Source organism: Bradyrhizobium sp. T-12, assembly GCF_058314695.1.
The window spans coordinates 343,009-368,982 of sequence record NZ_JBZFQJ010000002.1 but is presented as its reverse complement, the minus strand read 5'-3'; the positions used below and the strand labels follow the sequence as shown (position 1 = coordinate 368,982).

27 protein-coding genes and 1 pseudogene are annotated in these 25,974 nt (G+C 58.9%); 15 read left to right on the top strand and 13 right to left on the bottom strand.

Features of this window, described 5'->3' with window-relative positions:
• Nucleotides 1-152: 152 nt before the first annotated feature.
• Nucleotides 153-415 (top strand): annotated as a pseudogene (locus AC0WRY_RS36040) (IS110 family transposase); the annotation flags it as partial.
• A complete protein-coding gene (locus tag AC0WRY_RS36035) occupies nt 393-893 on the top strand; it encodes a type 1 periplasmic-binding domain-containing protein (RefSeq protein ID WP_128929559.1) in 501 nt (166 codons plus the stop codon). The pseudogene AC0WRY_RS36040 and the gene AC0WRY_RS36035, both read left to right, overlap by 23 nt.
• 374 nt (nt 894-1,267) lie before the next feature.
• Here the strand turns inward: AC0WRY_RS36035 and AC0WRY_RS36030 are convergent, their stop codons facing one another.
• Nucleotides 1,268-1,684, bottom strand: coding sequence for a hypothetical protein (locus AC0WRY_RS36030; RefSeq protein WP_128929560.1), 417 nt, complete (start codon nt 1,682-1,684; stop codon nt 1,268-1,270).
• Nucleotides 1,685-2,139: 455 nt separating this feature from the next.
• Here AC0WRY_RS36030 and AC0WRY_RS36025 point away from each other — a divergent pair, with 455 nt between their 5' ends.
• The 5 genes from AC0WRY_RS36025 to AC0WRY_RS36005 all read left to right on the top strand — a co-directional run bounded on the left by AC0WRY_RS36025 (nt 2,140) and on the right by AC0WRY_RS36005 (nt 6,235).
• The gene (locus tag AC0WRY_RS36025; protein ID WP_042336969.1) at nt 2,140-2,391 is read left to right on the top strand and encodes a multiubiquitin domain-containing protein; all 252 of its coding nucleotides are present in this window, start codon (nt 2,140-2,142) and stop codon (nt 2,389-2,391) included.
• The gene (locus tag AC0WRY_RS36020; protein ID WP_082847948.1) at nt 2,378-2,761 is read left to right on the top strand and encodes an E2/UBC family protein; all 384 of its coding nucleotides are present in this window, start codon (nt 2,378-2,380) and stop codon (nt 2,759-2,761) included. Before AC0WRY_RS36025 ends, AC0WRY_RS36020 begins: the two co-directional genes overlap by 14 nt.
• Before the next feature lie 146 nt (nt 2,762-2,907).
• Nucleotides 2,908-4,107 carry a HesA/MoeB/ThiF family protein gene (locus AC0WRY_RS36015; RefSeq protein WP_232995573.1) on the top strand — a complete coding sequence of 400 codons (1,200 nt, stop codon included), beginning with the start codon at nt 2,908-2,910 and terminating at the stop codon, nt 4,105-4,107.
• Nucleotides 4,061-5,665, top strand: a complete 1,605-nt coding sequence (locus tag AC0WRY_RS36010; RefSeq protein ID WP_128929562.1) for a phosphotransferase — start codon at nt 4,061-4,063, stop codon at nt 5,663-5,665. The genes AC0WRY_RS36015 and AC0WRY_RS36010 overlap by 47 nt, the downstream gene beginning before the upstream one ends.
• A 9-nt stretch (nt 5,666-5,674) precedes the next feature.
• Nucleotides 5,675-6,235: a ubiquitination-like system serine protease family protein gene (locus AC0WRY_RS36005; RefSeq protein ID WP_128929563.1), complete on the top strand. Its 561-nt coding sequence runs from the start codon at nt 5,675-5,677 to the stop codon at nt 6,233-6,235.
• Nucleotides 6,236-6,532: 297 nt separating this feature from the next.
• Here AC0WRY_RS36005 and AC0WRY_RS36000 read toward each other — a convergent pair whose 3' ends face one another.
• Together AC0WRY_RS36000 and AC0WRY_RS35995 are read right to left on the bottom strand one after the other, a co-directional pair.
• Nucleotides 6,533-6,802 carry a WGR domain-containing protein gene (locus AC0WRY_RS36000; protein ID WP_128929564.1) on the bottom strand — a complete coding sequence of 90 codons (270 nt, stop codon included), beginning with the start codon at nt 6,800-6,802 and terminating at the stop codon, nt 6,533-6,535.
• 266 nt (nt 6,803-7,068) lie between these two features.
• Nucleotides 7,069-7,662, bottom strand: coding sequence for a Cap15 family cyclic dinucleotide receptor domain-containing protein (locus tag AC0WRY_RS35995; RefSeq protein ID WP_128929565.1), 594 nt, complete (start codon nt 7,660-7,662; stop codon nt 7,069-7,071).
• On the opposite strand from AC0WRY_RS35995, the gene AC0WRY_RS35990 reads away from it, so the two are divergent.
• Complete coding sequence (locus tag AC0WRY_RS35990) at nt 7,661-8,113, top strand: hypothetical protein (RefSeq protein WP_128929566.1); 453 nt, start codon at nt 7,661-7,663, stop codon at nt 8,111-8,113. The two genes, AC0WRY_RS35995 and AC0WRY_RS35990, sit on opposite strands and share 2 nt — an antisense overlap.
• A 12-nt stretch (nt 8,114-8,125) precedes the next feature.
• Here AC0WRY_RS35990 and AC0WRY_RS35985 read toward each other — a convergent pair whose 3' ends face one another.
• The 4 genes from AC0WRY_RS35985 to AC0WRY_RS35970 form a co-directional block, all read right to left on the bottom strand.
• A complete protein-coding gene (locus tag AC0WRY_RS35985) occupies nt 8,126-9,244 on the bottom strand; it encodes a nucleotidyltransferase-like protein (RefSeq protein ID WP_128929567.1) in 1,119 nt (372 codons plus the stop codon).
• On the bottom strand, nt 9,225-9,533 hold the full coding sequence (locus tag AC0WRY_RS35980) for a Cap15 family cyclic dinucleotide receptor domain-containing protein (protein WP_210214794.1): 309 nt from the start codon (nt 9,531-9,533) through the stop codon (nt 9,225-9,227). The genes AC0WRY_RS35985 and AC0WRY_RS35980 overlap by 20 nt, the downstream gene beginning before the upstream one ends.
• A complete protein-coding gene (locus AC0WRY_RS35975) occupies nt 9,437-9,868 on the bottom strand; it encodes a Cap15 family CBASS effector (RefSeq protein ID WP_210214793.1) in 432 nt (143 codons plus the stop codon). The genes AC0WRY_RS35980 and AC0WRY_RS35975 overlap by 97 nt, the downstream gene beginning before the upstream one ends.
• A 164-nt stretch (nt 9,869-10,032) precedes the next feature.
• A complete protein-coding gene (locus AC0WRY_RS35970; RefSeq protein ID WP_128929568.1) occupies nt 10,033-11,049 on the bottom strand; it encodes a CBASS cGAMP-activated phospholipase in 1,017 nt (338 codons plus the stop codon).
• A 159-nt stretch (nt 11,050-11,208) separates the two neighbouring features.
• Here AC0WRY_RS35970 and AC0WRY_RS35965 point away from each other — a divergent pair, with 159 nt between their 5' ends.
• The 3 genes from AC0WRY_RS35965 to AC0WRY_RS35955 are packed head-to-tail and all read left to right on the top strand — an operon-like array spanning nt 11,209 to nt 14,487.
• A complete protein-coding gene (locus AC0WRY_RS35965; protein ID WP_128929569.1) occupies nt 11,209-12,357 on the top strand; it encodes a CBASS cGAMP synthase in 1,149 nt (382 codons plus the stop codon).
• A complete protein-coding gene (locus AC0WRY_RS35960) occupies nt 12,305-14,038 on the top strand; it encodes a ThiF family adenylyltransferase (protein WP_210347026.1) in 1,734 nt (577 codons plus the stop codon). Before AC0WRY_RS35965 ends, AC0WRY_RS35960 begins: the two co-directional genes overlap by 53 nt.
• Nucleotides 14,035-14,487: a Mov34/MPN/PAD-1 family protein gene (locus AC0WRY_RS35955; RefSeq protein ID WP_128929571.1), complete on the top strand. Its 453-nt coding sequence runs from the start codon at nt 14,035-14,037 to the stop codon at nt 14,485-14,487. The genes AC0WRY_RS35960 and AC0WRY_RS35955 overlap by 4 nt, the downstream gene beginning before the upstream one ends.
• 28 nt (nt 14,488-14,515) lie before the next feature.
• Here AC0WRY_RS35955 and AC0WRY_RS35950 read toward each other — a convergent pair whose 3' ends face one another.
• Complete coding sequence (locus tag AC0WRY_RS35950) at nt 14,516-15,412, bottom strand: hypothetical protein (protein ID WP_128929572.1); 897 nt, start codon at nt 15,410-15,412, stop codon at nt 14,516-14,518.
• A 617-nt stretch (nt 15,413-16,029) separates the two neighbouring features.
• Nucleotides 16,030-16,611 (bottom strand): hypothetical protein, encoded by a 582-nt coding sequence (locus tag AC0WRY_RS35945; RefSeq protein WP_128929573.1) that lies wholly within the window; start codon nt 16,609-16,611, stop codon nt 16,030-16,032.
• 157 nt (nt 16,612-16,768) lie between these two features.
• On the opposite strand from AC0WRY_RS35945, the gene AC0WRY_RS35940 reads away from it, so the two are divergent.
• Genes AC0WRY_RS35940 through AC0WRY_RS35930 form a run of 3 tightly spaced genes read left to right on the top strand, consistent with a single transcriptional unit; the run spans nt 16,769 to nt 19,964 of the window.
• Nucleotides 16,769-17,767 carry a hypothetical protein gene (locus AC0WRY_RS35940; protein ID WP_128929574.1) on the top strand — a complete coding sequence of 333 codons (999 nt, stop codon included), beginning with the start codon at nt 16,769-16,771 and terminating at the stop codon, nt 17,765-17,767.
• A 50-nt stretch (nt 17,768-17,817) separates the two neighbouring features.
• Nucleotides 17,818-18,249, top strand: coding sequence for a hypothetical protein (locus tag AC0WRY_RS35935; protein ID WP_128969537.1), 432 nt, complete (start codon nt 17,818-17,820; stop codon nt 18,247-18,249).
• On the top strand, nt 18,246-19,964 hold the full coding sequence (locus tag AC0WRY_RS35930) for a hypothetical protein (RefSeq protein ID WP_128958738.1): 1,719 nt from the start codon (nt 18,246-18,248) through the stop codon (nt 19,962-19,964). Before AC0WRY_RS35935 ends, AC0WRY_RS35930 begins: the two co-directional genes overlap by 4 nt.
• Here AC0WRY_RS35930 and AC0WRY_RS35925 read toward each other — a convergent pair.
• The 4 genes from AC0WRY_RS35925 to AC0WRY_RS35910 form a co-directional block, all read right to left on the bottom strand.
• Nucleotides 19,939-21,120, bottom strand: a complete 1,182-nt coding sequence (locus tag AC0WRY_RS35925; RefSeq protein WP_128929577.1) for a radical SAM/SPASM domain-containing protein — start codon at nt 21,118-21,120, stop codon at nt 19,939-19,941. The genes AC0WRY_RS35930 and AC0WRY_RS35925 overlap by 26 nt on opposite strands.
• 245 nt (nt 21,121-21,365) lie before the next feature.
• Nucleotides 21,366-21,572 carry a hypothetical protein gene (locus tag AC0WRY_RS35920; RefSeq protein WP_050631493.1) on the bottom strand — a complete coding sequence of 69 codons (207 nt, stop codon included), beginning with the start codon at nt 21,570-21,572 and terminating at the stop codon, nt 21,366-21,368.
• A gap of 294 nt (nt 21,573-21,866) precedes the next feature.
• Nucleotides 21,867-22,898 carry a nucleotidyl transferase AbiEii/AbiGii toxin family protein gene (locus tag AC0WRY_RS35915; RefSeq protein WP_232995576.1) on the bottom strand — a complete coding sequence of 344 codons (1,032 nt, stop codon included), beginning with the start codon at nt 22,896-22,898 and terminating at the stop codon, nt 21,867-21,869.
• Nucleotides 22,899-22,907: 9 nt separating this feature from the next.
• Entirely contained in the window at nt 22,908-23,576 is a 669-nt protein-coding gene (locus AC0WRY_RS35910) for a DUF6088 family protein (protein WP_128929578.1), read from the bottom strand.
• A gap of 586 nt (nt 23,577-24,162) precedes the next feature.
• Here AC0WRY_RS35910 and AC0WRY_RS35905 point away from each other — a divergent pair.
• Nucleotides 24,163-25,476, top strand: a complete 1,314-nt coding sequence (locus AC0WRY_RS35905) for a DUF2130 domain-containing protein (RefSeq protein ID WP_128955173.1) — start codon at nt 24,163-24,165, stop codon at nt 25,474-25,476.
• The last annotated feature ends 498 nt before the right edge of the window (nt 25,477-25,974 follow it).

Genomic DNA, 25,974 nt, shown 5'->3' with positions numbered 1-25,974 from the left:
CAGGCAGCGCAACAGCCCAACTGGGTCAATGTTGGGCGCGATCCCGGCTTAGGGGGGCAATATTGCAGACGATGACGTAATTGCGGTCGCGCCCGCGGCACGAAAGGTCCACTATCTTCAAGCCCTCCACCATCTTACGAATCGGAGGGGCTATGAAGCAATATGTTGGGCTGGATGTCTCGCAGAATGAAACGTCAGTGTGTGTGCTCGACGAGGTCGGTCAGGTCTTGTTAGAGGGAAAGGCCAAGTCCGACCCCGGGCGCTCACGGCACTGCTCCGCAAGCGAGCTCCACACGCCGAGCGCATTTGTTTTGAGACCGGGACGATGGCGAGTTGGCTGTGGCACGAGCTTCGTAGGGCTGATCTTCCAGTGGTCTGTATCGACGCTCGGCATGCGCAGGCGCCTTTGTCAGTGCTCGAACCGCTCGGATTCTCAGTCATTCTCGCGCAGTCGCGCTACGACTCTCCCCTCGCAGGATCGCCTGCTGACTGCACTGCTGTCGCGGCGGCCGGAGGCGATCATCATGGTCGGATCACCCGCAACGGAGGAGGGCGCTCGCCTGCTGCGGCATGCACGCAGTCCCGTAGGTGAAACACGGGAGCTGCCATCGTCTCCAATCGATGCAGTCGTCGGTTTCGATAACTACCAGGCGGGCGATACCGTCGCCCGGCACTTCGTCGCGCAAGGACGCAAGAACTTAGCGTTCATCGACGGCACCGACCCGCGCACGACCCGCCGCCGGCTCGGATTTCGCGACAACGCCGTTGCGAGCGGCCTTACTGACCCACGTCGGCTGATCCTGGACCGCAACACGGCCTGCACGACGCTGGCGCATGCGCAGCTTCCCGGCGTAGACGCCGTGTTCACGGCTAATGATGCTGCCATCGGTTAAATGGCGGGCTTGCGCAAAGCCGGTTCTTGCGCGAGGCCTGCCTCTGAGGCCCACACTTCTTTGAACGTTCCAACGGTTCCGCTACAGCGTCCAGCACCAACATCCGGCCGACGCTTGCGACCTGCGCCAGCATACACTTCGATACGCGGCCACAACGGTCGTCTTATGTCGTCCGAATAGTCGTCCATTGTGAGCACCCTTGCTGAAGATGACTTTTCTAGCGGGGATCACGCGACTACGCAACCGACGACAGCAGGTACTTAGGGACCAACTTCAGACTACACAATTTGATGCAAACTCAACTTCGGATATTACATAATGAAGGTTATACGAATCAATCATCTTCGATGCTGGAGCCAAGGCCCGTCCTTTGCTCACGAGCGAGCTCTCGCACGTTGCAACTGCCGCAACGCTTGGCGTCGGGTTTGTTTGCGCAGGCGTCGAACCGGCGTGATCGACGGCATCGGCGACAGTGTCGTGGCTGGCGCCGGCTCCTCGACCGCGCGGGCATCAGGCAGCTCCATTGGCTGAGCTGGTGCGGGCCGCGCCTCCATGACCGCGAGAACCTCGCGTCCCTTATCAGTGATGCGCCAGCCGCCGTTCCTTCGCTCGATGAGACGTTGGGAGAAGATATCCAGGTCAGGCACGCGGGCCGCCAATCGCTTCGTGCGTTCGGCCCAGTCCCGTCCGCTGGTGGCCAGAATCGCCATATCGCGCTTGATGTCCTCCAGGACGGCGAACCCGTCCGGATAGCTGACCAGCACCTTGAGAACCGTCACCTGGAAGTTCACTGCCCCACCCGTACGCGGCTTCCGCGAACTTACTTCCCTACATCTTAGAGGCACTCGAGACCTCCTGTCGACTCACGCCATTCATTCGTTGGTTTGTCTTGGAGGTGCGGGCGTGGTGATGGCGTAGCACTCCAGCTCGGAACGGTCATGCCCGCGTCGGGATTGAGGATAGTTGACGTGCAAGCTTGAAGAATTCACCCGCGCGCGGCGCCGCAAGCAGCCGCTTAGATTGCTTCCGCGATCCAGGACGCAGCTAGGCCCGCGCGAAGCGGCGGCGTTTCGCCACTCGCTGGTAGCCGCCAGTCACGTTGAGCCGCACGAACTCGGCGCAACTGACAGGCACCTAGCTGCAAGATCCAAGGGGAGAAGACCTTGACACTGTTCTTTATTTGTTCTAGCTGATAGCATGCGCATCGGTCTTCGTCGGGAGGCCGCACCGGAGCAGGTAGGAGATCATGAACGACAAAAAAGAAAAGGAATTCCACTTTTTCGTTGATGGGGTGAAATACGAGACCGAGCATTCTTATCTCTCCGGGGCCGACATTAAGCGGATCGCCAAGATCGAAGCGAATTATCAGCTTTTTTTGGAAGAGCAGGGAGACACGCCGGATCGTCCGATCGCTGACCCAGATACAGTGCCCCTGAACGATCGGATCAAGCATTTTTTTGCAGTGCCGCCGGCGACATTTGGACATGGAAATCATTGATAAGCAGTTTGCGGCGCTCCAACAGCATTTTCCCTTGGCGCGTCGAACCCCGATGTCCAACGGAGCTGTATTGGTTGAGATTCCGGAATTCGATCTTCCAGAAGGTTGGAGCATCGCTAAAGGGACCGTCATTTTTCTGCTGCCACCGGGATATCCTTCGGCACAACCGGATTGCTTCTGGTTGGAACCGGGGCCTGTTCGCTTGGTGGACGGCGGCGCTCCAACCGCCTCGAACGATGCCAATCCGGTCCCAGGGGGTGAGCCGCGAGGCACTTGGTTTTCGTGGCACTTGCAATCTTGGAATCCAAATCGCGACAACATGCTGACCTATGTCAACGTCATCGCGCAACGTCTAAACCCCGCACGATAGTGGACGATCTTCTCATCACCTTTGCCGATCTCGACTTCGTCCGGCGCTCCGTGCTGGGCGGTCGAACCGAGTTATGCTTGGTCTTGATGTGCGGCAGAACGTCTCGGGCCGACGGTCGTGCAAGGGTGTTGGTGCGAGAGGTCGTAGTGCCCGCTGAAGACGACTACACTCGGCGCAGCCAACTCGAAGCAGAGCTGCGGCCTGCGTTCATCGCCAGGTGGGCAAAGATTGCTGCGCGGACCAAAAGTAGCCTGGTGTTTGTGCATAGCCATCCCGGGAGGGCCGCGCCCGAGTTTTCGCGCATTGACGATGCGGGCGAGGAGGTTCTCGCACACTTCTTTCGGCATCGAACCCCTGACTTGCAGCATCTGGCCCTTGTTGTGAGCGACGGAGGGTATGCATGTCGCTACCTTGGAAGCGACCGACATCTTCGTCTGATTGCGGTAGGGGATGATCGACGAGTCCTGTTTGATCCCAGTCGATCACACGACCCTTCCGATCTTTACGATCGGCAGGTTCGGGCCTTCGGTCGTGCCGGGCAGAGCATCCTCCAAAGCCTCAGGGTGGGGATCGTGGGACTTGGTGGCACGGGATCGCTGGCTGTGCAGCAATTGGCTCACCTCGGCGTCAAGGAGTTCGTTCTAGTTGATCCAGATGACGTCGAGCTGACTAATTTGAACCGCTTGGCAGGGTCCGCATCTGCCGATACGGGGCAGGCCAAAGTCGCGGTGGCCGAGCGATATATTCGCGCAGTTCAACCTCGTGCCGTAGTCACCTCTTTTCAAGAGAACGTCGTCTTCGTCGAAACCGCAAAGAAATTGCGAGACGTTGATGTGCTGTTTTGCTGCACCGATTCACACGGTAGTCGAGCCGTCCTTCAGCAATTAGCTTATCAATATCTCATTCCTTGCATCGATATCGGGACGGTTATCGCCGTTAAGGGGGGCAAGATCACTCACATTACCGGCCGCGCCCAGATGCTGTCGCCTGGATTGGCTTGCCTCACCTGCGGTGGCCTCTTGGACGGTAACGAGGTCCGCCGCGACATGATGTCGGAGGCCGAGCGCAAGCAGGATCCTTATCTCGTCGGCGCTCGTGAACCTGCGCCCGCGGTGATCTCGATCAACAGCACTATTACCTCGCTCGCCATCACCATGTTCTTGTCCGCTGTTGTCGGCGTGCCATCGCCGGCGCGGCATCTTCTGTATGATGGTCTGAGAAGTCGCCTCCGGTCGGTCAAGGGTGAGCCCGTCCAGGACTGCATCGTCTGCTCGCGGGCAGGCGTTTTGGCAAGGGGCGATGGATTGGCTCTCCAAGGCCGTCTCGCTCAAAATGTCAATCGTTGACGTTACAGCTTTTGGTCGGTCGGAGGTTGGCTGGATCGGCGCCGATCCCCCGGCTGAGGCTAAGGCGCCGTTTCAAGACCGCGGCCTCACGATCAGACAACAGCAGATTACCGCTTTTCAGCCGATGGAGCCTGCTCTGTTGGCGAGCCTTGCCGCCGTCGTAATCGTCCAGCAACAAGATTACCCATCAAGATTCCAGCGAATCGTTCGAAGCTGCCTTAAGCACCTGCTTGATTACGAATGCCGCGTCTTTGTCGTGCCGTTCGGCGTTGCTGGTCTTCCGCAAGTGTATAGATGTCTGGAAGAGGCGCGTGTGTTTGCCAGCAACCTTCCGAGCGACGTCCTGCGCAATCAGTTCACGTGGCAGAGATCATTGGGCGATCCGATGCCTCTCCCCCCGCTGCCGCACGTCACCATCTTGTCGCCCATTGCCAATTGGTCGGAAGCGGCCAACTTCTTGGTTCGGCATCTCCCCGGCGAGGCCGTACAAGAGTCTGTCAGTTTCAGCTTCGCTCCCGAATGCGAGTTTGGAGAGAACGACGCTGGTGTTGGCCAAGTCCTTCTGAAGCGCGCATTCAGAGGTTACACGGCCGTGCATTTCAGTCCAATGACCGAAGGCCGGTCCGGGGCTGCCGTATACCGTGCCTACCCGGTCTTCGGCGCCTTTCATACTATGCCGCGTTTTGTCAAACTCGGTGATCGCAGCAAGATCTTTCAAGAATTTCAGAATTACCAATTGAATGTCGAGAAATACGTGCCTTTCAATCTCGGGCCGCGATTGAACTACGATTTATGCTGTCTCGGATCGACACGCGGTGTGCTGGTCGGCGATCTCATCGAATCCTGCGAGAGTCTAAGGCTTGCCGCACGGAGCGGCCGGGCCGGGCCGGCAATATCGTGCCTGTTCGATCGAACGCTGCAAGCGTGGTATCGAAATATCGAACGCCGAGATACGCCACTTTCGCAGACCCTGGGTCCGCGCTTTCCAAAGCAATTTGACCGGCGCCGGATGCAAAGGGCGCGATCGATCGGCTCGAGATGCGACCGCGATCGACTGTTTACATTGTTCGAATACTGCGCAAGTTCTCCGGTGTTATTCGCAAAGATTCATGGCGATCTCCACGTCGACAATGTTCAGGTGAGGGGGCACGAGGCGCTCGTCATCGACTTCTATGCCAATCAGGATGGACCGCTGGTGTGGGACATAGCGACCTTGGAGGCCAGCCTATTGGTCGATGCCTTCGATAATCATGAGCTCTGGTCCTTCGATGAGTGGTGGAGGTCGATTGAGCAACCGTATGGTGGTAAGCCGCTCGACATGCTGCTCGGGCACGGTGATCCGCGCGATCCGCATCGCTGGTTTCACGAAGCCGTGCGACAGATCCGGCACTATGCCGCGCGTGTCGCGTCAGCAGATCAATACGGAGCGGCTCTTGCACTGGCCCTTCTGAACAAGGCGGCCAAAGATCCAAACCTGAAAGGTCCTGAGGATGAGCGTCGCGCCGCTGCGTACGTGTTAGCAGAGCGCATTCTCAACAACAACTTCGCACCGCAGTGAGGCGAATTCATGGGCATCGTCATTCTCAACTTTCGGGCGAAGGTTTCTTCACGAGGCGAGGCGGACCAGCACCTGTCGAAACCCGGCGATGCTGTCCTGGTCAACCGCGGTGGTCCACGTTGGCTTGTGTTGTCCTGTCCTTGCGGTTGCGGCGAACGATTTCCAGTCAACCTCGATCCAAGAAGTGGGCCCGCCTGGCGTATCTACAATGCGGAAGGAGGAAAAATGAGTGTGTTTCCTTCTGTTTGGCGCGATACCGGCTGTCAAAGTCACTACATCATCTGGCGCGGACGTATTTATCTGTTCGGATCAGACAATGATGCGGAAACAGACGCTGGTATTGCATTGGACGATTTGCTCGAGCCAGTGTCGAAACGATTGTCGTCCGCCGCTTGGCGGTCATTTGTCGAGGTCGCCGATGACCTCGGAGAGATCCCTTGGGACGTTCTGGAGGCCTGTCGGACCCTCGCTCGCAAGCGGGTGGCCGAGGAGGGAACTGGCAAGCTGAGAAGCCACTTCCGTTTACGTTCGGCCTTGGGAAGGACGGACAAGGTCGACTTCACGGCTTGAGAACGTTTGCTTCAAACGGCTGCGAATATCGAAGATAAAATAGTCAGCTCGCGTACTCGTCACTTGATTGATCAGCACGAGAGCGCGTTGGGGCAGGGCAAGTTGGGTTGAATTGCTGCGCTGGCAAATAGCTCGTTCTGCAAATGCTCGATACTAAAAGAGGTTGTGATCGGCTAGGATTACTTGGATTCGCATAATGAAGATTATGGAATACTTTTGCAATTCTTGCGAATAGGACTGAAACGACCTTAGATTACTTTGATATACTTATTTCGGCTTTTCGTCCAGCCCAGCATCTCACGCCGGGTCACAGCTTGACGAGTGCCGCTGGACGTAACCACGACTGGTTTTTCGCCTGAGCCAACACTCAAGGGCCTCGACGGCCTGCGCGTGACCATCGAACAAATCGAGCCGCCGTCGACCGCGCCCACCGAGGCGCCCCCATTCACGCACCAATGCCGTATCGCCAAACAGCGTCGGCTCGATCGTGAGCACATAGAACCGCGCCATGTTACGGGCCGGATCGCGACGCTCGAGCACGAGATATTGCACGGTGAGTTCGGACATGCGCCAGAATCGCAATTACCGAATCGACCGTCCAATTAAATAAATGAACCGATCAGGGCCTAAGATTCAGAAATTTCATTGTGGCAACAAACGCCGAGGCCAAGCGTATCCGCTTTCCGCCGATGACCCCGTCAAGCGCCGCCCGATAGAGCTTATGCCGTTGCGTCGACAACTGCGCCCAATCGATTGCGAGGCCTTTAGCGGTACAGCCCGGTCATGGATGCGCCCACACCCGCCGATCGCAAGATCGGGCGCGGCATCGTCGCCTAAAACCAGGCGTGCCTCTCCAGTTTGAACTCGGCGATGCCATTTGTCGGCTGGTCCGTAAAATATTCACCGCTTAAAGTCTTCGTCCCCGACATCCCAACACTCATTATAGCCACGCCTCGATAAATCGTAGGAAGCCCAGGCTTAGTGTACTCAGCCTTCCGTCGATTCTCGAAGACGTAGTACACATGGTATTGCGTGCCGGTAGGATCGCGTGTGGCTACAACCGCCAGCGTAGTCGAGGTCGATTCCCTGGTTTCGAGGACAAGAGACATCCCGCTCAAGTGATGTCGGATCGTCAGCGTGGCATCCCTGAGCTCCTGCCTGTCGGGTGGACCATAGCGCAGCACACCGGTCCACCGGCCACCCAAATAGGGGAATGTCATACGCTGAAGTATCGGGATAGCACGCCATGCCCCGTAGATGACGACAGCAAGAGCAGCAGGTATGCCAAAGACATACCTGGAGAATATCCAGACGTCTTCGTAGGTGTTGCCGGTGAATACATCGGCAAACTTCAACCCTGCGAATATCGCTATCGCCAGACAGACGACTATCGTAAATAGAAGCCGGGTCTGAAGAAAGTTGATCATGTCGAAGACCGAAGCCGCGATGACTGGAATAGACGAAATCTTCAGGATTCTGGCTGGACGTCCAGCAGCTTTCGATCCGCTGATTTGCTGTCTCTACCATCAGAATAACCTACCACGTTTCGCCGAGCCAATGCCGCGCGATCCTTCCCCCGAGGTGGGCCAATTCCTCGACCAGAATTTTGCGGAGACCGTGCGAGCAGCAATCGCTTTTAACGAGGCGATTCACGATGGAGCGATCATGGCTGCCGTAGATCATCATTCGCGCTGTACCATCACGGGGTGGTCCTACCGCCTCTTCCCTCCCCCCTCAGAGATACCCCCACCTGTCAACAAAGGATCGGCGTTCAACAGTTGCGTGGCGATGTCCCTCGTTCCCGGGATCCTGGCTCTCTACCTGGTCTCCAAGGGCACGACGTGGAGATTCGAACGCGGCAGCGTCAATAGGCTTTAGCGGCCCGACGACTTAACTCGGTATCTCGATCGACTCGATGGCGCCTCGCGCCACCCCCCAGGGTATGCCCAGATCGAACGTCAGTTGCGGCTTCTGCTCCTTGGCGACGTTCTTCACGAGATCATCGATTTCATGTGAGAGCGCCTTCATGCCTTCGTACTTCTCCTGTGTGTCGAAAATGAACCGGGAGCTGTCCGGGACGCGCAACTTCTTTGCTTCTTCAGGGTTGTGATACAGGTAATCCAAATGTCGCTGCACCTCCGCGAGGACCCGTAACTCGTAGAGATATCCGATTTTCAAGGCCGTCTGATCCGCGTGATACATGGTAGCGGCTATGTCGAAGCTGGGGAAATTGATCTTGGTACCCTCCTCGACCGCATCAGCCTTGACGTTCTTGCAGAGCCGTATGGCCTTCCTCAGGCCGCCGAGACACGAACTGCAACGATCTTCGATCAGCTTTATGTGTTTGAATGGGAAGTTCTCGATTGTCTTCGGCACTTTGCGATCGAGAATAACAACTCCTCGGTCGTGAATCTGTCTAGACTGCTGGTAGACGACGGTATCGTACCAGTGGGACGGAACAACATCCACCGGTCGCGCCAGAGACCCTCCAGAAACGGCGACCGCCTTCCCACCGGACGTATCGACGTCGGCGGCTGGAAAGTTCAATGGCAGGATCTTCTCGATCGAGGAACGTAGTTCGCCTAGCACTCCAAGCGAGTTGCGCGCCGTGGGAACATAGGTGCCTGCCGCGGGCCCCGACGAGTGGAATATGAGGAAACCGGTCTCCAGCACGAGCAGATCGACGTCGCTGACTCCCCGGATATGGACGTTGAGGGGCACCGACCCCTGAAGCCGAAATTCGACCGAATCGATGGATTTCTGGATTTGGTTGCCCACGCGCTCGGCCGTTTCGACACTGATTCTGGTGTACTCAGGTCCCACCTCCTGCATCGCGCCAAGCGCATATCGCGTGTAAGCATGCGACGGAGCCCTATTCTGCCAGCTTTCCGCAGCCAAGCTCTTCGACAACACTTCCTTGCGGGAAGCCTCGTTGAGTTTTCCAAGACGGTCGACGCCCCTGCGACGCAGGCGCAGTTTGTTCAGTCGACTATTGATGTCCCTTACCATGGTCCCTCTTCAAACTAATCGTGCCAAATGTGAAGCGGCCGTGACCGTTGAAATACTCGCCCTCTGCTGATTCCAGATCTTTCGAGAAAATAAGCATGCAGGAACCGAGATGGCTTCTTAAGTCCACCTCTCCGATAGCCGGGTCGTTCCGATAGTTGTACAGAAGCCTATATCCCTCTGCGTCGTCGCAGATCAGGGCTGCCCAATGCTGTCGGAGCCCGATTGATCCGTCTTCAGCCTCACTCGGATCTTGTCCCAGGTCTGAAAGATCGTGAGGGTCGCCCTCCATGCGTAGCCGAGGCTCCCGTCGGGCTTGAGGCTTCGTCCTTCGCAGGACCAGCTCCCAGCGAGATCCGGGACCTTCAGCGCCGCATTCAGAAAGGGCCATCGCCACGCGTACCGATCGAGCGTCCAATAGAGCGCCGCAAAGACCATGCCCGCACCGACGAGGGAAAGGACCGATGGTGGCAGGTTGACATTGAGCCCGAAGCGGTTCGCCACGTCGACCACGGAAAGCAGCGTGAAAACGATCGCAGCCGATACCGACGCGGCGATCAACGTTAGGTAGCGTCCGACCTTGGCTCGGTTCAGTCCACCGTGCAACGAATAGTCGTGTTGTTTCACTTCAACGTTCCATTTGGCAAATCTCGATTGCGACACATTGACCGAAACTTTAACCTCGATGATCCCGCACTAGCTTTCCGGCCCCACGAGTAGCTCGCATCTCAACCTGCTCGCGGCCTTCAGGCAATCTGCCGATGTTACGCGTTGGATCCCTCTTGCGTAGTTCACACGTGATAGAACGTCGGCTTGGTAGGCCGATGTGCCAACATATCGATGACGCGCCTATCGTTGCACAGCGCTTGATAGCAACCGTCCGCCATCCCTAGCAGGGTCTTCCGCCGGCTCTCGGTCGCGAGGTCCATCCCGAGATCGGAAATCTGCTCGGCGGAGGGCTGCTCGTCGAACCTGATGTAGCGATCGCCGAGCTGATGCTTGAGCATGAAATCGACCAGCTGTTGCTGCGAGGAAATGATGGTCGATGGAAGCCGGTTGTTCTCGAGCCAGTCCCTTTGGCCGAAATTGCGTCCCGCCGACGTCGGCAGCGAGAATTTGCTGGTGGTCGTGCCAATGCTCATCACCGATACGTCCTCGATCTTTTGATCCAGGAACTGGACAGCTTCGTGCAGCGCACAAAGGTCAGGTGCGTTCGCGACCACGCCGCCGTCAATGAAATAGCTGTTCCCGATCTCGGCCATCGGGAAGTACAGCGGCGCGGCCGCCGTCGCCATGGCGATGTCCGCGGCCTTCACCTTGTAATCGGTCATGAACCTCGGATTATGCGCGGTCTTGAACATCTGGACGCTTCCCTTGGTCATGTTGACCGTCGGAACAAGCACGCGCGTCTTCGCGTCGCCGAGCTTGGCGTCGGCGCCGAGCACGCCCTCGATCTTGCTCCGGAGCACCGTACCGTCGTACTTGGGATGTCGCCACTCGAACCACCGGGCCTGCATTTGCGCCAGCCGGCTTTTCGGCGTCTCCCCGCGGGGGAATATCTCTTCCCCGTGCTTGAGAAACATCTCCTGAATCGTCTCGGCCTTCTTTCCCATCGCCAGACCGAGGGCGATAATGCCGCCTGCCGATGTCCCCGAGATCAGGTCAAAGCATTCGTGAAGGGGGCGCTTTGCCTGCTCCTCCAGGCGCGCCAGGACCGAACTTGTGAACAGGCCTCGAAAGCCACCGCCGCTGAGAGCAAGTATCTGAAAAGTCATTGCAATCTCTAGTTTCGGAGCACGCTGTGGCATCGGAGATCCACCGAGGCTCGGGAATCCCGTATGAAATGTTCATTTTCTGTTCTACAATCTAGTGGACTCTCAAGATAGAGTCTGATTCGCGCGGTTGTGCGACTGGAGGGCATTGTCCACCGTCTAGATCTCCCTCGCTTTTCCAGATGGAGATCGGCCATGGCCAACGTCTCGAAAGTGCTGCACGCGTCTGGCGACGCGGCGTGTTTCCTGAAGAACCTGAACATCGCCGATACCGACCGCGCGTGCCTCATGGAAGCGCGCGAGAAGGTTCGAGATTGCCTGCGCAAGACGTTCGCGGCTTTGACCAAGCAGGAGCTCGGCGTGACAGTCCATCCCCGGTTTTTCACGCAGGGCAGCTTCGCATATCGGACCATCAACGATCCGTGCTGGACCCCGCCGCAGCAGATGGACCTCGACGACGGCGCCTACCTCCCGATGACGTTTATCCAGGGCGTACAGCGGCCTTCCGTCGCCGCTACCGCCTTCTTCAAGGTGGTTGACGCCGCGCTCGAGAAGCTCGCGAAGGAAGAAGGCTGGCAGTTCGGGAAGAAGCCGACCTGCTCGCGGCTGGTGATCTCGTCGAACTCGCACATCGACGTGCCGCTGTACGCGATTCCAGATGCGGAATTCGAGAAGCTCGAGAAGCAGATGAAGTCGTTCGACGCTATGGCCCGCGATGCGCGCGTCGACAGCGATGATCGTTGGGACGCGCTGCCGTCGGACTGCGTCCTGCTCGCCCATCGCGAGCACGACTGGATCTCGTCGGATCCGCGCAAGATCCGGGACTGGTTCGTCGAGGCCATCAAGATCTATGGTCCGGTGCTTCGCCGCGTCTGCCGGTACCTGAAGGCCTGGCGCGACCACCACCGCCCCCATCTCGACGACGTATCGTCGATCCTTCTGATGGTGTGCGCCTTCGAAGCGTGCGAGGACCTCGGCCGTCCGAACGTTCCCGGCCGTGACGACCTGGCGCTGCTGCGGATCGCCGAACGTCTTCCGCGCCTGCTGGAAGGCCCGGTCTACAATCCCACCGACCGCGACGAGCGCGTCGACGGCAGACTGAGTGCGGCCAGCCGCCGTATCGCGATCGACATGGCCAAGAAGTTCGATGCGGAGCTCACAGAGATCGTCGAGAAGTGCTTCGATCCCGAAGAAGCCATTGAAAGGCTGACCGCATTGTTCGGTGACCGCATTCCGGATCAGATCGATCTCGTCGACGTCACCAAGGCCGCGCATGCCGAGATACGCTCGCATGCTCCGAGGATCGCCGCCGCCCCCACGGTCGGCAAATCGACCAGTGCCTGAGCGGGACGACGATTCTGTCCGGCGCATTCACGACGCCTTCAGTCAGCGCAACTTCCGGCGCGACTTTTCGCGTCGTGGCCTTCACTACATCGGCCTTCTCGACGAGACCGGACTCAAGGTCCCGGCGGTCGTATCCGTCGACGACCTCGACTTCATCAGGCCTCCGGTCATTTGCCTGACCGACCCGGAAGCGGGATCGAAGGGGCAGGTCCCGCATGTGCTCCGCTCGGACGGCACGTTCTGCTATCTCGACCGCAAGAGCGTCGTGCTCGACCGCTACAAGCCCGCCGAGACCATCATCCAGTGCCTCGAGCGTGCGGACCAGGTGCTGCGTGACGCCGTAAGGGGCCGCCTGGTCGACGACCTCGCCGAGGAGTTCGGCGGCTACTGGTCGGACGGCGAGGTCTTGGTCGATCTGCCCCCTTCTTTCGAAGGCGACGCGAAGGTCCACATCCTCAGGCTGGACCGCGATCCGGAGCACAAAACCATCGTCGTCTCCCACGACAAAACAAGTTTCGCGAAGCTGCACCGGAGGAACACCGTGAAGGATCCTGGTCCAGGTATCCTTTGCCCGATAATTCTGGTGCCGCCGCTTTCGTTCGATCCGAAGCTGCCGTGGCCGCCCAAGGATCTGGCGCAGCTCAACGGCTGGCTGAAGAAAATGGCCCCCAATGCGCTCGGATCGATCGAAGCGGCGTTCGCCAGGACGAAAGATCTCCACATCCAATGGATCTGCCTGTCCGCGCCGAACGGAAGGTTCTTCGTATCGGCGGAGATCGCCAAACCCTATCGGACGCCGGAATTCCTGAAGAACAGGCGAGCCAGCATCGCGCGAACGCTCGATCGGATACCGGCCGCTGTCGAAATTTCGGGCTATGTGGGAGTCCCCGCCGATGAAGGCTATGTCTTTTCGAGGAATCTCGGTCACATGAAGAACCTCGCAGGAAAGCGCATCCTGCTGATCGGATGCGGAACGGTCGGCGGATTTCTTGCGCAGCACCTGGCTCAAAGCGGTGCCGGCGCCGGCGGCGGAAGATTGATGCTCGTCGACGACGACGAACTCCAGGGCGCGAATCTCGGCCGGCACCTCCTCGGCGCGCCGTATCTCACGTGGAACAAGGCCGAAGCCTGCGCCGATTTTCTGGGCCAGCAGCTGCCGCACCTGGACATCGGGTTCAGCTGCGATTCGATCATGAAGCAGCTGGCAATCCTGCAGCGGTACGACCTGTGCATCGATGCCACAGGCGAAGAAGCGCTGTCGATCGCGCTGAACGACTACGCCGTAAGAAAGCGTCCTGACTTCCCGCCGATCCTCTATACTTGGCTCGAAGGAAACGGTGCCGCCGCCGTCGGCTTCATGTCGCACGATCCCGATCTCGCCTGCTTCAAGTGTCTGAAGGTTGAGCTCGCAGGCGAGAAGAGATTCCGGCTGCTACGCGAGGGAGTGGAAATCGAGACCGCCCGGAATCTCGCGTGCGGAGACGCCCACTACATCCCCTTCCCCGTGTCGCGGGCGGCTAGCGCGGCCGGCCTCGCGTGCGACATGGTTCTCGATTGGGCGAACAACGGCGAGCGTCATCGCTGGCGGTCTCTCACGATGGATCATCGGACCGCCAACGAGGTGAAGGACGGCAATCCCAAGCGGGTCGTCAAGTGTCCCGCCTGCGGCGGAAGCGCATGATCTTTCTCGCGAAGGGCCGTCTGGTGACCCTCGCCGACGCCGTCGCGCAAGAGCTCGCGCGCTTCGCGGCTCCGCCGGAGTCGGATCGCGAGGCCGGCGGCATACTTTTGGGACGCTACCGAGGCCCGCACGTCGAAGTATTGAAGTGCACGACTCCGATGCCGGAAGACCGCCGCACCCGCTTCGGATTCGTGCGGCAGGACAAGGGCCATCAGGAAATCGCGAGCAGAGAGTGGTTCGAAAGTGGAGGGGCCGTGAACTTCGTGGGCGAGTGGCACACCCATCCCGAGCGGCATCCAACGCCGTCCTGGGTCGACCGGCGGTCGTGGCGCAAGCAGTTGCGAAGGCACAAGTCCGACCCTTTGGTATTCATCATAGTCGGTACAGCCGCGACGTACTGTGAGATCGGCTCCGACGGGCACCTCGTCGCCATGGGCAAGATCGGTTGAGCCGGCGCAAGCGCTGATCTCCCGCAAATCACAAGCCGAAGTCCCAGGTAGGCGAGCCGAAATGAATTCGGATCAGCCTAGTGAGTGCGGAAACAGATTGCGCGCTTCCTGCGATCAGCTTCAAAAGCCTCTTGCCGTCATCCATTTTATCGACTGCGAAGAGCGCCAATGCGCCCTTCATGACGGAATCGCAATCCTCGTTCGAGGCGACCGATCCAGCATATTCCACCTGATTGAAACCGATCGACAACCAGGCGCTGGCCATGTCGAGGAGCCGATTCCTTCCGCTGCCATCCGGTTGCATGTGTTTGTCCAAGGCGTGGACTCCATGCGCCAGAACGTAGGACAAAAGCTTGCCTGACGTCGTCTGAGGCGAGGGGTCTGCGATTTTCTCGAAGCAATCCGGCTTGGTTCGACAGTAATTCTGGTGATGCCGGACGAAGTCCAATCCCGAGATGTCCGACAACGGAAAATCATCCGCAACCATAAACTCTGAACAGAAATCCGGATGCCACCGCCACTTCCCGTCGACACGCCTCAATGGGCCGTCATCCTTCTCCGGATCGTACTTCGTCACCAACGGCGAAGCGATATCCTCGAACGCCATGAGAAAACGGAAGGCCGGCGGGTGGTAGTTCGGCATCGCCTCGACCCAGTAGATCTTCTTGTGTTTGACGAGTTTCTCCCAATCGAACTGAAATTCGACGGTCCCATAGAGTGACCCCAGCGACCAATTATTGGCCGACAGCCAGGTGACGCTGATGCGTGATTTGTTGAGCCGGCTCTTGTCGAAGACAAGCCCGGACTTTATCCGTCCGTCCTCGATGATCCGGCGGGCGACAGGCAGGTGCACGATATGCCGCACGGTAGTGAGTTCGGCGTACTTGTCGGCAATCTTGTATCGCTCCCATTCTGGCTGGGGCATTTCAGTCCTCGGTTGTCTTCGAGCTCCAAGTGTCGGAACCTGCCCTATCTATCGAACGAGAGGGATCGTCCTTCCGTCAGATCGCCAAGGAACGCGGCGCAACGCGATCTATCGGAGCATAGAGCAGACCGTCTCCGCCGATCTGAACCGGTCCGTCGCTGCGGCGCGCCCTCGCGTCGAGGCGTTGGCCTGCGAGAGCTCTCCGGATGACATCCGCATCGACCCCTACGAACCGGATCGAGTTCGGCATCGCTTGGGCGAGGGTCTGAGCTTGACCGAGGGGAAACGGCAGCACGCCAAGCGGCCCAACGGGTACGCCTAGATAGGTGGCGGAGTCCTCACCGTCAGACCCGAGGAACGCTCCCTCCAGAGGCCTGTTGCCGCCGGCAACGTGCTCCGCCAAGAGCTGCGATGCCATCTCGCTGAACCCCATGCCGGCCAGAAGGTAGCCGACATGAGCCCGGGCAATGTCCTGAACTATATCGTCCCGTTCGTGGGCCGACGGGGGTTCGCCGTGCGTGTCCGGATCCAGCACGTAGAGGAAAGCACCTCGTGGTGGGATTTCGACCCCCCAACGCGACATGACCGCCCAGCCCTTTGCGCGAACCGCGGTCCAGCTATTCCTTCCCGGCCACGTTCCGCAATCTCTCGACCACGACTCCCTTGAGTTGGCCGTCGGCAGTTTTTATAGGACCAGGCAACCCGGTGCCGGTGCCGTTCGATGCCTGACTGGTACCCTTTGCCTCGGCGACCGCAACTCGACCCGATCCGGAGCCGCAGATCCAATCCGGAAGCTCGGTCCCCTTTCCGGCTAGTCTGGTGACACGCAGACGCTTCGAGACGTTCGTTGGATCTCCGTCGATCGGTGTGAACCAATCGAAACCGTGGTATCGGGCGAGGTAAGCCCGGGCGAAAAATCGCCCGAACAACCCCGAAAACGCGCGCCGCATCTCCTTGCCGCGGCCAGGCCCCTTGCCCTTCCAAATGAGTCCGTCTCCGCCGGGGACGAGGAGCTCTTCGAACAGCAGGGCCAATGGCCTGCTCGATCCGCCACCGGTCTGAAGGAGCTCTCCGATGGCACATGCGGCCACGAAATCGGTATCCACCTCGCATTGGCCGCCGGGACTTATGCCGGAAAGCAACTCCTTTGGGCAGGCGCTGGGCGGCCGGACTACATAGCGAATCTTGTGAACGCTCATCTGTCCCCACGCCCCTCACAAATCTCCGTTAAAATCTAATACCATGCACGAATGTCGCAGCCTTTCCTCCCGCGCGACCATGGATTCACTTAGATTGCGCCGGACTTGTCCTGCAAGCGAAAATTGAGCAAAATTCTACCGTGCGGAGACAATCGACGTGGATGCATTCGTTTTTCTGAAGGGATTGCCAGCCGTTCTCGGCATCGTGGGCTTCTTCGTCTATCTCTGGGCCGGCCAGTACCGCATCGGCGGTGACCTCATGAAGGGCGTCGTCGATAAGCTGCGCGCCGCTCCAAATGTCGACATCAAGGATTACGCATCGCTCACGCCGACGCGCATCGGTCAATTGATCGAACGGGACACGGCCGTCCGCAGTGTGGTGAACGATCAGGACGTGAAACTGATCCGCCTCATCGTCATTCTCCATAACGTCTTGACCTTGATAGTGCTTCTAGTCTGCGCCGCACTCGTCGGCCTCGGCATTTGGCTCATCGCAAGGCCTGAGCCCCTGTCAATCGTGGCCAGACCGCCCGTTGCCGCACGTGCGAACGCCGACCTCGCGCTGACCGTTCTCGATCTGGTGAAGGTCGAATGGGATGCGAAGGGGCTGACCGAAAGCGTCAGCGTTTTCCTAGAGAACGTCGACACGAATGCGAGAACGAGCAAGAAGGCGGTATTGGCGGACGTCCGGAGCGTGACTTTCAGTGCCGACGATCTCCACGACGTCGCGAGCAACCGGAATTATCGCGGTAAGAACCGGGTACGCACGGTCATCGAATGGAGTGGACAAACCGTACATTCGGACATCGCGGATATCCTCGTTGGAATCAAATACAGGCTGATGGTCGGTGGGAAGCTGATCACTCCGCAGGGAAGCCGGTCGATAAATACTCTTTTGGCTACAATCGACGACAGTACGGAGCAGATGCCACGAGAATATTGCTTTTCGGTCGACTTCGCCGGCTGGAGCCACTCGAACTCGGCCTTAGTGGCTCCCCTCAAAGCCTGCAACTCCAAGGCGGAGGTGAACCTGCCCTTCCTTCAGCAGGTCGAATGGGGCCGCCCACCCGGCCTTGTTCTCAACGATCCTCTGGCCGACAGACCTATTGCTCGGCTGTGCATTGCCGCGCCGCAGCATTCCGGCAACAATTGCTGACGGACCATGTCGATGGCGGCACCTGCACTGCCTTTCCTTGGAGAGAGATCATGACGGAAGTGAATAGTGAAAACCTCAAGAAATGGGCCCTTGCTATCGTCGCCGAGGTCGAGCCTGACGACACGTTCGTCGTGGAAGACGGCTTCGATGCGCTGGTGGAAGAATGGCATCGCGCGGACGCACAGGATGAGGGCCGCTTCATCGGCGGGGCCGAAGTCGCGACTTTCGCCGCCATGGTCGCTCCGTTTCTTCTGGCGTTCTTCGGGGACGTCGCCAAGGACGTCGTGAAGGACAGAGTAAAGACGGCCATAGGGTCCCTGCTCGATCGGGTGCTGGATCGTCGTGCCAGGAAGGACGACGTGGAGAAGCTTCGCAAGGAAGTGTCGTCGGCGATCAATAAGAGCCGCTTCTCCGCGGCCGAGAAGGCTAAACTCGAGGCCGGTTTCGCCAAGCTGTTTGCCAAGGTTGGCCCGAAGAAATGAAGGGGACCCATCCCAGGAGTTTGCTGCGCCGCCTCGGCATTTCCGACGGCCCCGCCGCGGCGGCGATCATCATCTCGGTTTGTCTGCAGTATCTTTTTCTCGCAAAATTATGGGAGGGCTACCCGATACGGTACATGGGCGACGTCATCCATCAGAACGTCGTGCTTTCGATGATCGGCCTGACCGTGCTTGGCGCGATCGTCATCGCAGCTGCATCGCTGTACCGATGGCGAAACGGAACGAATGCCGCGTCGAAACTAGAACGACTTGCCGTGAACCCGTCCTTCGATCCCATCCGATCAACGCTGGAGCAGATCGCGGCACGTTCGACCCTGCGTTCGCAGCCTCGCCTCCTGTACACTCCGAAGAACGGTGACGCGTTGGAAGCCAGAGAACGCGTGACGCCGTCCGGCGATGCGGTCGTCGTCGGTCTCAATCAGCGTGCTAGACAACGCGATCAACCACGTGCCTTCGAAGCCATGATTGGGCATGAAGTATCGCACCTCGAACTTGGCGAAACCTGGCTTGAAATTTGGGCAAGACGCGGCATCCTCCTGCATTTTCGAACGCTCGGCTGGGCGGTCGCGATATTCTGCCTGGTGCTCGGTTTCATCGATCGCAGAGGCATCGGCAGCCATCCCCCTTTCGGAGGCTTCATTCCGGTCTTCGATGGCGCTATCTTTGCCGGCCTGTCCTCCCAGTTCGCGGTTCTGATCCTCTCGAGCGCGATCGTTTTCGTCTATTCATACTTCTTCGTCGTTCGCCGCGAGCACATCCACGATTTCCGCGGCTCCCAACTTGCCGGAACGGACGCCTTGGCCGACGTCTTCGCCGCCCAGCAGCCGCCGGCGTTCCGGCCGTTCGACGCCTTCAAAGATTTCTTCAATCTGCATCCTGATCCGGCCGCACGAACCCGCGTGATCAGAAATCGTGACCTGATCCTGATTTCGGTGATCCTGTATCCGTTGGTCATGTCGGGCTTGCAGCCGTTGACATTGTTGCTGACGGCGGGCTGGCGCGACTTTTTCGGCGTGGCGAGAGAGGCTTGGAATTTCGGCCTGACTGTCGCCTCCGGCCTCTTCCTGTATGCCGTTCTGCGCGCTGATCTTGCAAGGTTGGGTTTGGGTCTGCTTTTGGACCCACGTCGGTACGCCCTGTTCGTTCCGATCTACGCTCTGGTCGCGGGTCTAGCCACACAGATCCCGCGCATCGTGCTGGAAGTCCTATACGGCTGGCGTCATGAATTTTCGCTCGACCAGATCGCCGATCGGATTTGGAGCGGAACGCTGATCGGGGGTGCTCGCATCGCGCTCATGACGGCCGCCATCCTCGGCCTGCTCGCCTTCCTGAACGGCGTCCGCATCGCCGCAACCGGCGAAACAAGGCCGGGCAAATGGAGCGCTATAGGTGACGCGGTTGCCGCCATTCTGGTGGTCGGAGCGTTCACCATCGCAAGCCTATCGAGCCTTCAGTTCGCTATCGGCGTGCTGGCATTCTGCGCGCCTCTGATCTTCGCTTATGCAATATTGTTTGCATTAGTTTGTCGATGTCTGGACTGCGGTCGCAGGCGCACTTCTGCTCTGCGGCTGTCGACGCGATGCAGTTGCGGGAGGGACCATTTGTCTCTGCCAAAGCTTTGGACTCGACATCCATTCGAGGTCCAGCTGTCGGTACCGAACCAGGTGGACATCAAGGGTCGAGAGAAGCCGGCCTAAACTGGTCGGACTCGGCGAATGTGAATTCGCTTTCCTGGAGGGCCACTCCGAATTGCCAGGCGATCTTCTGCGGCAAAGCTTTGCGCCAGTACAAGCTCTGCTCGTGCAAGGAATGCGAGTCGCCTTCCAAGTGCTTCTTCGGACAGCCGCCCCAACAGACCGGAAGGAACGAGCAGCGGCTGCAATTGGGCTGCCGCGTTGGGTCGAAGCCGGTCCACCAGGCCGCATCGCGGCCGGGCACCATGTCGCCTCCGGCACGGCGGATGGCGACGGGGCGGTCCTTCTCGCCCACTTGAAGCCCGCACCGATAGTGATTGCCGTCCGCTCCGATCACGATCGAATCGTTGGCCAGCGCTGCACAAACGGAGGTCCTTGGCAAAGGATAGAGCGAGCGGGTTGTGGTTTCGTCGAGAGTTGCTTCGTCGGGGACCATCTGCCGGGACCGTTCGCGAAGTCTCTCAAACTCTTCCTCAGAAAGCTTCGTGCGGCTAAGAAATCCGGCGCGCTCGGAAAAGTCGGATATCCGTGCGAGTTGAAAAACGCACGGAAACGCTCTGTCGAACCAGCCGCGGTCCTTGCAGAAGGCGATGAAGCCGTCCAAATCGCATTGGTTTCCGTGATCGGCATTGAACCTTACGTCGACGCGTACCACCTCGAGCAATCCGTCGACCACCGCGGTCGCCTGATCGAACGAGGAGACAGACGGATCGGGCGCCCTGCCCCTTCTATATCGGCGTCTCTTGTCGTGGTTCGGTTTGAGGCCGTCAAAGGAAATCTGCACCTGCCGGAGGCGGTGTCGCCTCACGAAGCCGGCGATGTCGTCCGGCCAGCATGTCCCGTTCGAAATTACGGAAGCGGAGTAACTTACCCCGATCTCCTTGCATAACGATTGAAGCGCAGCGGACGCTGCATCGATGAAATCGACGTTGAGGAGCGGCTCTCCGCCGTACCAGTCGACGTGAAGGCTGTCCTTACCCGACGCGACAAGGCGCTGTCGGGTCCAATCGACTATCGCCGGAACATCGCCTTCTGCGAGAGCATCGCGGGATCTCTCTTCGTAGCAGTAGTAGCAACCCAGGTTGCAGTCCTGCGTCGTCGTGAGGGTGATGACCATAGGCGTCCGTCCACGCGCATGCCAATAGCGCTCGCGGATCATGTCTAGCTCGTCGAATTCGTGGTCGACGAGAAAGCCCCCTCGCCGTAGTGTGGCGAGGAGCGTACGCGGGATCGTCTTGGCGGCGACCCTCCGCGGAGGACCGCAAAGCAGCTGCGCAAGCTCGCGCGCGTCCTGGCCCGACAGCCGAACCGAAGCGCCCGTACCCGCGTTGTACAGGACGTTGTCGTCGCCTAGCGGGACGCAGAAGTTGTAGCGCGATGATCGCAGACGATGCCGCGCTGCAGTCACTTGTCGATATCGACGATGGCGAGGCAGATATTCGTGCCGTACCCGCAAAGCCGAGCACCGACGCGACCGGCCTTCTTCAGATCCGGAGTGATAGTTTCGACCTGAACGACGTGCAGCTTGCCGGGTCGGACCTTCAACTTTACGTCCTTGTCGTCGGAGACGATCAAGCTCACCTTCGGCTTCTTGGTCGGCTTTCGCGCCATGGCTTCCTCCCGCCCCGTTTCCGTGAACAACCTATGGTCGCACATTCTTCGCAATCGTCAAGTGCAGCCTTTTGCCCGTCCGAACTTAGGAATCCCTGACGGCGGCGTGCGCCTGGCATCGAAGCCGTATCGAGGCTAAGCGTCCAGCGAACTCGTTTTCAATCGCTCCACCGGGTTTCGCCGATGATGTGGGTACCCGACTTCGCGACGGCCGCCGACGGCAGGCACGTCGGCAAGTCCATCGGCAGGGTTGTAGCCGGTGGAGGACCGATTGAGACTTTGGTCAGGTGGCGTTCAAGGTCGCTTCGGCTGCTTTAATCTTGCCGAGGATATCCTCGAAAGAAGGGATCCTCCGAAGATCATGCCGGCCATCTTCTGGTAGTCCGCCTTCAAAGGTTCGAGCATGCCGTCGACCGGTACGATACCGAACGTTCCGGGAGTCGCCTGGTCGAGATCGAGAGGCTTCCGGTTGAAGTAGAGGCGGGCATGGCGAACGCAGCTTTCCGCGAGCTCCAGATCTTTAAGTGCGGCTTCGCCGTGTTCGGAGGTCAGAAGCCGGAATATGTCGTAGTAATGGCGCGACAATCGCTGCCCGTCCTTGTAGAGCTCCCCTCTGTTCTGGAACCAGTGTCGCTGTCCGTGTAGGATGATGATCTTGTCCCAGAACGTCCTCTCGGGCTTGATCGTCAGCACGTTTGGCACGGTGAGGTCCAGGCCGTCGGTGTCGGTGGCAGAATATGGACTGATCGTTTTCGTCTCATGCGGATCGAGCGCCGACTTAGCGCCGGATTCGATCTTCACGACGCGTCGGACGTACCGCTCGTCGGAATCCGCGAATGCGCTTGGATAGTGGAAGAGCAGGGATTGAGCGTCGGGGTCGTCCGGATCGGGCTCGATCTTGAACGTCAGTCCTTCGAGCTCACCAGCGGCGAAGTTCGTCAGCGCGTTCTGGAATTCGCCGTTAATGAAACTGCTGCACCGCTCCTTTATTTCGTCAAGCTTTCGCTTGCGTTCGTTCGATCCCATCGCGCGGAGATCGTCATCTGACGGGAAGTTTTCGCCGGGCAGGTCGTCGCGGAATACGGTGATGTCGATGTCTTCCGAGAACCGCTGGATCAGATCGAAGGCCTTCGAGAGTGACGTGCCGCCCTTGAAAAGCAGACGCTGCTCGATGCCCGCCTTGTTGTAGAGCGCGTCGAGGATCCAACAGACCCAAAAGTCCTTTTCGATGTTCTCCGGGGGGCACGAGAGACGCTGTCCGGTTTGTTGGAACAGTCCCCGCCGGTCTTCAGCGCTTGCTCGAATGATCTGCGGCAGGTCGGTCATGATCGCATCTCATTGGCCGCGGATCGGCGGGAGCGGATCTGGCGCCGTTGCGTCGGACTTGAGGATATCTTTTACGATAGGAACGAGCCAGTCGGGGAGATCACCCAAGTGGTCCTGCAAATCCTTTCGCATGCGGTGCCCGTCGTCGCCGTCGTTCAGGATGGACTTGAGGCGCTTTGCGATCTTGTCGCCATCCGAAGGAAGAACGTCGCGCAGCCAAATCAGAGCTTGCACCAACTGCGCGGCCGGGCGGTCAGCCCACAGAAGTCGACTTGGCGCGACTTTCTTGAAGTCGATGACCATTTGGTCGAGTTGGATCGGCTTCACGCGGGCGTCCGTCCACACGACCACCTTCGCCGGGACGGCGTTGGTAAGTCCCAAGTTGTTGGCGGCGGTTATTCCGTCGACCAGTACTTTGGCGCCGTCCCGTCTCGCGACCGCCTGAATCACCGACTTGTAGTCCGGTGGCGAAATCTTCTTCGTCAGTTGGTTGGTGCGAGCAAGATCGTAGAGACCTTGGTCGATGCGCCTGATGCGGTTGTCACTCCGGAGGCGGTGGAGGGCGACGTCGACAGCCGATCGAGTGCCGGTGTCCGCAAAATCGCGTGCGGTCCATACCTTGCTCGGCTGAGGGTCATGGCTCATCCGATCGTATATCTGGTTCGCTGTGCTAGCCATTTTACGGTTCCCTTGTAAGAAATTTGCGCCTTAAATCTTACAAAGTCAAGACCGCGTAAGAAATATGACTCATATTCCTTACGGCCGTCTAATTTCGGCGCCGGAACATATCGGAGCAGCGAAGCACCACGCGATGGGCCTCTTCCAGGAGCCATCGCGAGATTTCCGGCTGTTTCGGCGTCTTTGCCCAGTCAGATTACGTAAAATAGAGGATTCCCTCGGGTTGGTTTGGAAAAGTGCTAATTTACTTAGTATGGCTGAGCAAAAGGACAGAAAGCTAAACAAGCTCGAAAGGACTCTCCCTCAGGGGCTTCTGGTCGATGCTGCCTGGATGGAACGACAGGGTTATTCCACCAGCCTGCGCAGCCAATTGGCGCTTGATCCTGTTTTGTTCTCATCTAGAATATATTCCCAATAGAACGGCTCGCCCTGAGGCGTGGCCTTACGTCGACATGTCGTGATGCCTTCCGTGGAAAATCCCCCGGCCAGGTCGATATCGGCGACGCGGATGTGGACATCGAGAGCGGCGACATCGCAATCGCGCGCGGATGGTGTTCAATCCTGCTCTACGATGACGGGGGAATTCATGAGTTTCAAAGTAACCGCAGCCGGCGCTTCACACGAACCTACCCTGCATTGTCCCAACTGCAATCACGAGATCCGGTTGACGGAATCATTGGCCGCTCCCCTCCTCGCTGAAATTCGTCAGCGCTTTCAACAGCAGCTGGCCAGCAAAGATGCAGAGATGGAGCGTAAGACCGAGGCACTGCGGCTGGAACGCGAGCAGGTCGCTAAGGACCGCGAGCAAATCGAGGACCACGTTGCGAAACGATTGATCGCCGAACGTGCCCAGCTGGTCGCGGCCGAAAGCAAGAAGGCGCGAGAGGCGGCCGCGGCCGAGCTGCAGGCGAAGGAAGCGGAAGCCGCGGAGCTGCGAGCCAACCTGCTTACCAACAACGCAAAGCTTGCCGAGGCCCAAAAGCAGCAAGCCGAACTGATGCGACAGCAGCGCGCACTCGAGGGGGAAAAGCGCGAGCTCGACCTGACAATAGAGAAGCGCGTGCAGGCCTCAATCAGCGAAATCCAGATCAAGGCCAGGCAGGAAGCCGACGAGGCTGCGCGCTTACGCGTTGCAGAGAAGGACCAGACTATCGAGTCGATGTCTCGAACGATCGAGGAGCTCAAGCGCAAGGCCGAGCAGGGATCACAGCAATCCCAAGGGGAAGTACTCGAGCTCGAGCTCGAAGAGCTTCTGCGCGGACGTTTTCCGACCGATTCGATTGAGCCGGTTGGAAAAGGTGAGCTTGGGGCGGACGTTATTCAACAGATAAATGGCGCCATTGGCAAACCTGCCGGCATCATCCTTTGGGAAACCAAGCGAACCAAGGCATGGAGTGACGGATGGCTTGCCAAACTGCGTGACGACCAGCGTCGTTCCGCCGCCGACGTCGCTCTGATCATCTCTCATGCGCTGCCGAAGCACGTCGAGCAATTTGACCTAGTCGACGGCGTATGGGTGGCCCATCCGCGTTGCGCATTGCCGGTCGCCGTGGCGCTGCGCCAGGGGCTGATCGACGTAAGCGGATCGCGCCTCGTTCAGCAGGGTCAGCAGACCAAGATGGAGCAGGTTTATCACTACCTGACCGGCACGAAGTTTCGGCAGCGGGTAGAAGCTGTGGTTGAGAAATTCAACGATATGCGCGACGACCTGGACAAGGAACGCAAGTTCATGGGCCGGCAATGGGCCAAGCGCGAAACTCAGATCCTCGCCGTGGTGGAGTCGACCGTTGGCATGGTGGGCGATTTGCAGGCGATCGCCGGCAAAGCCATGCCAGAGATTCCGAGCCTGGATATGCCACTGCTTGAGAGCCACGCCGCTCCTGAACGAAAGGTGGGATGATGGCGGAAGCTGATGGCGAGCTCGAGTCGGAGAGCATACCTCGCTCCCGCCGCCTCCACCCGAGCCGGCGGACGGGATCGACTGAAGCTGGAGGCGTGAGGGAGCCAGGATAGCGGCACTCCTCGTCAGATCTCGTCTCCTCACCGGTTCAAGCGATTAGTCGAGGAAGCTAATCTCGATGCCCTTCATCCCCTCGCCGCTTCGCTGCTTACCTTTTTCACTTTGACTACCTGCCCGCCTTGCAACCTCTGATTATGTTGCTTTAAGACTTACTAGCGGGGACTCAGGTCGGTCCTGCAACTCGTCGCGAGGGTCCATGGAGTGGAAGGCGCACGGTTACCGGGTTGGTGCATCGAGCGAGACCTTCGATAGCATCCCAGAAAGCGCAGACGAACTTGATCGGTTCATCGCGCTACACCGCCGAAAGATCGAGCCGTGGCTCTCGGCGGTATTCCAAGCTGAGCATCTGAACCTCCTGCTTGGCAGCGGCTTTACCAT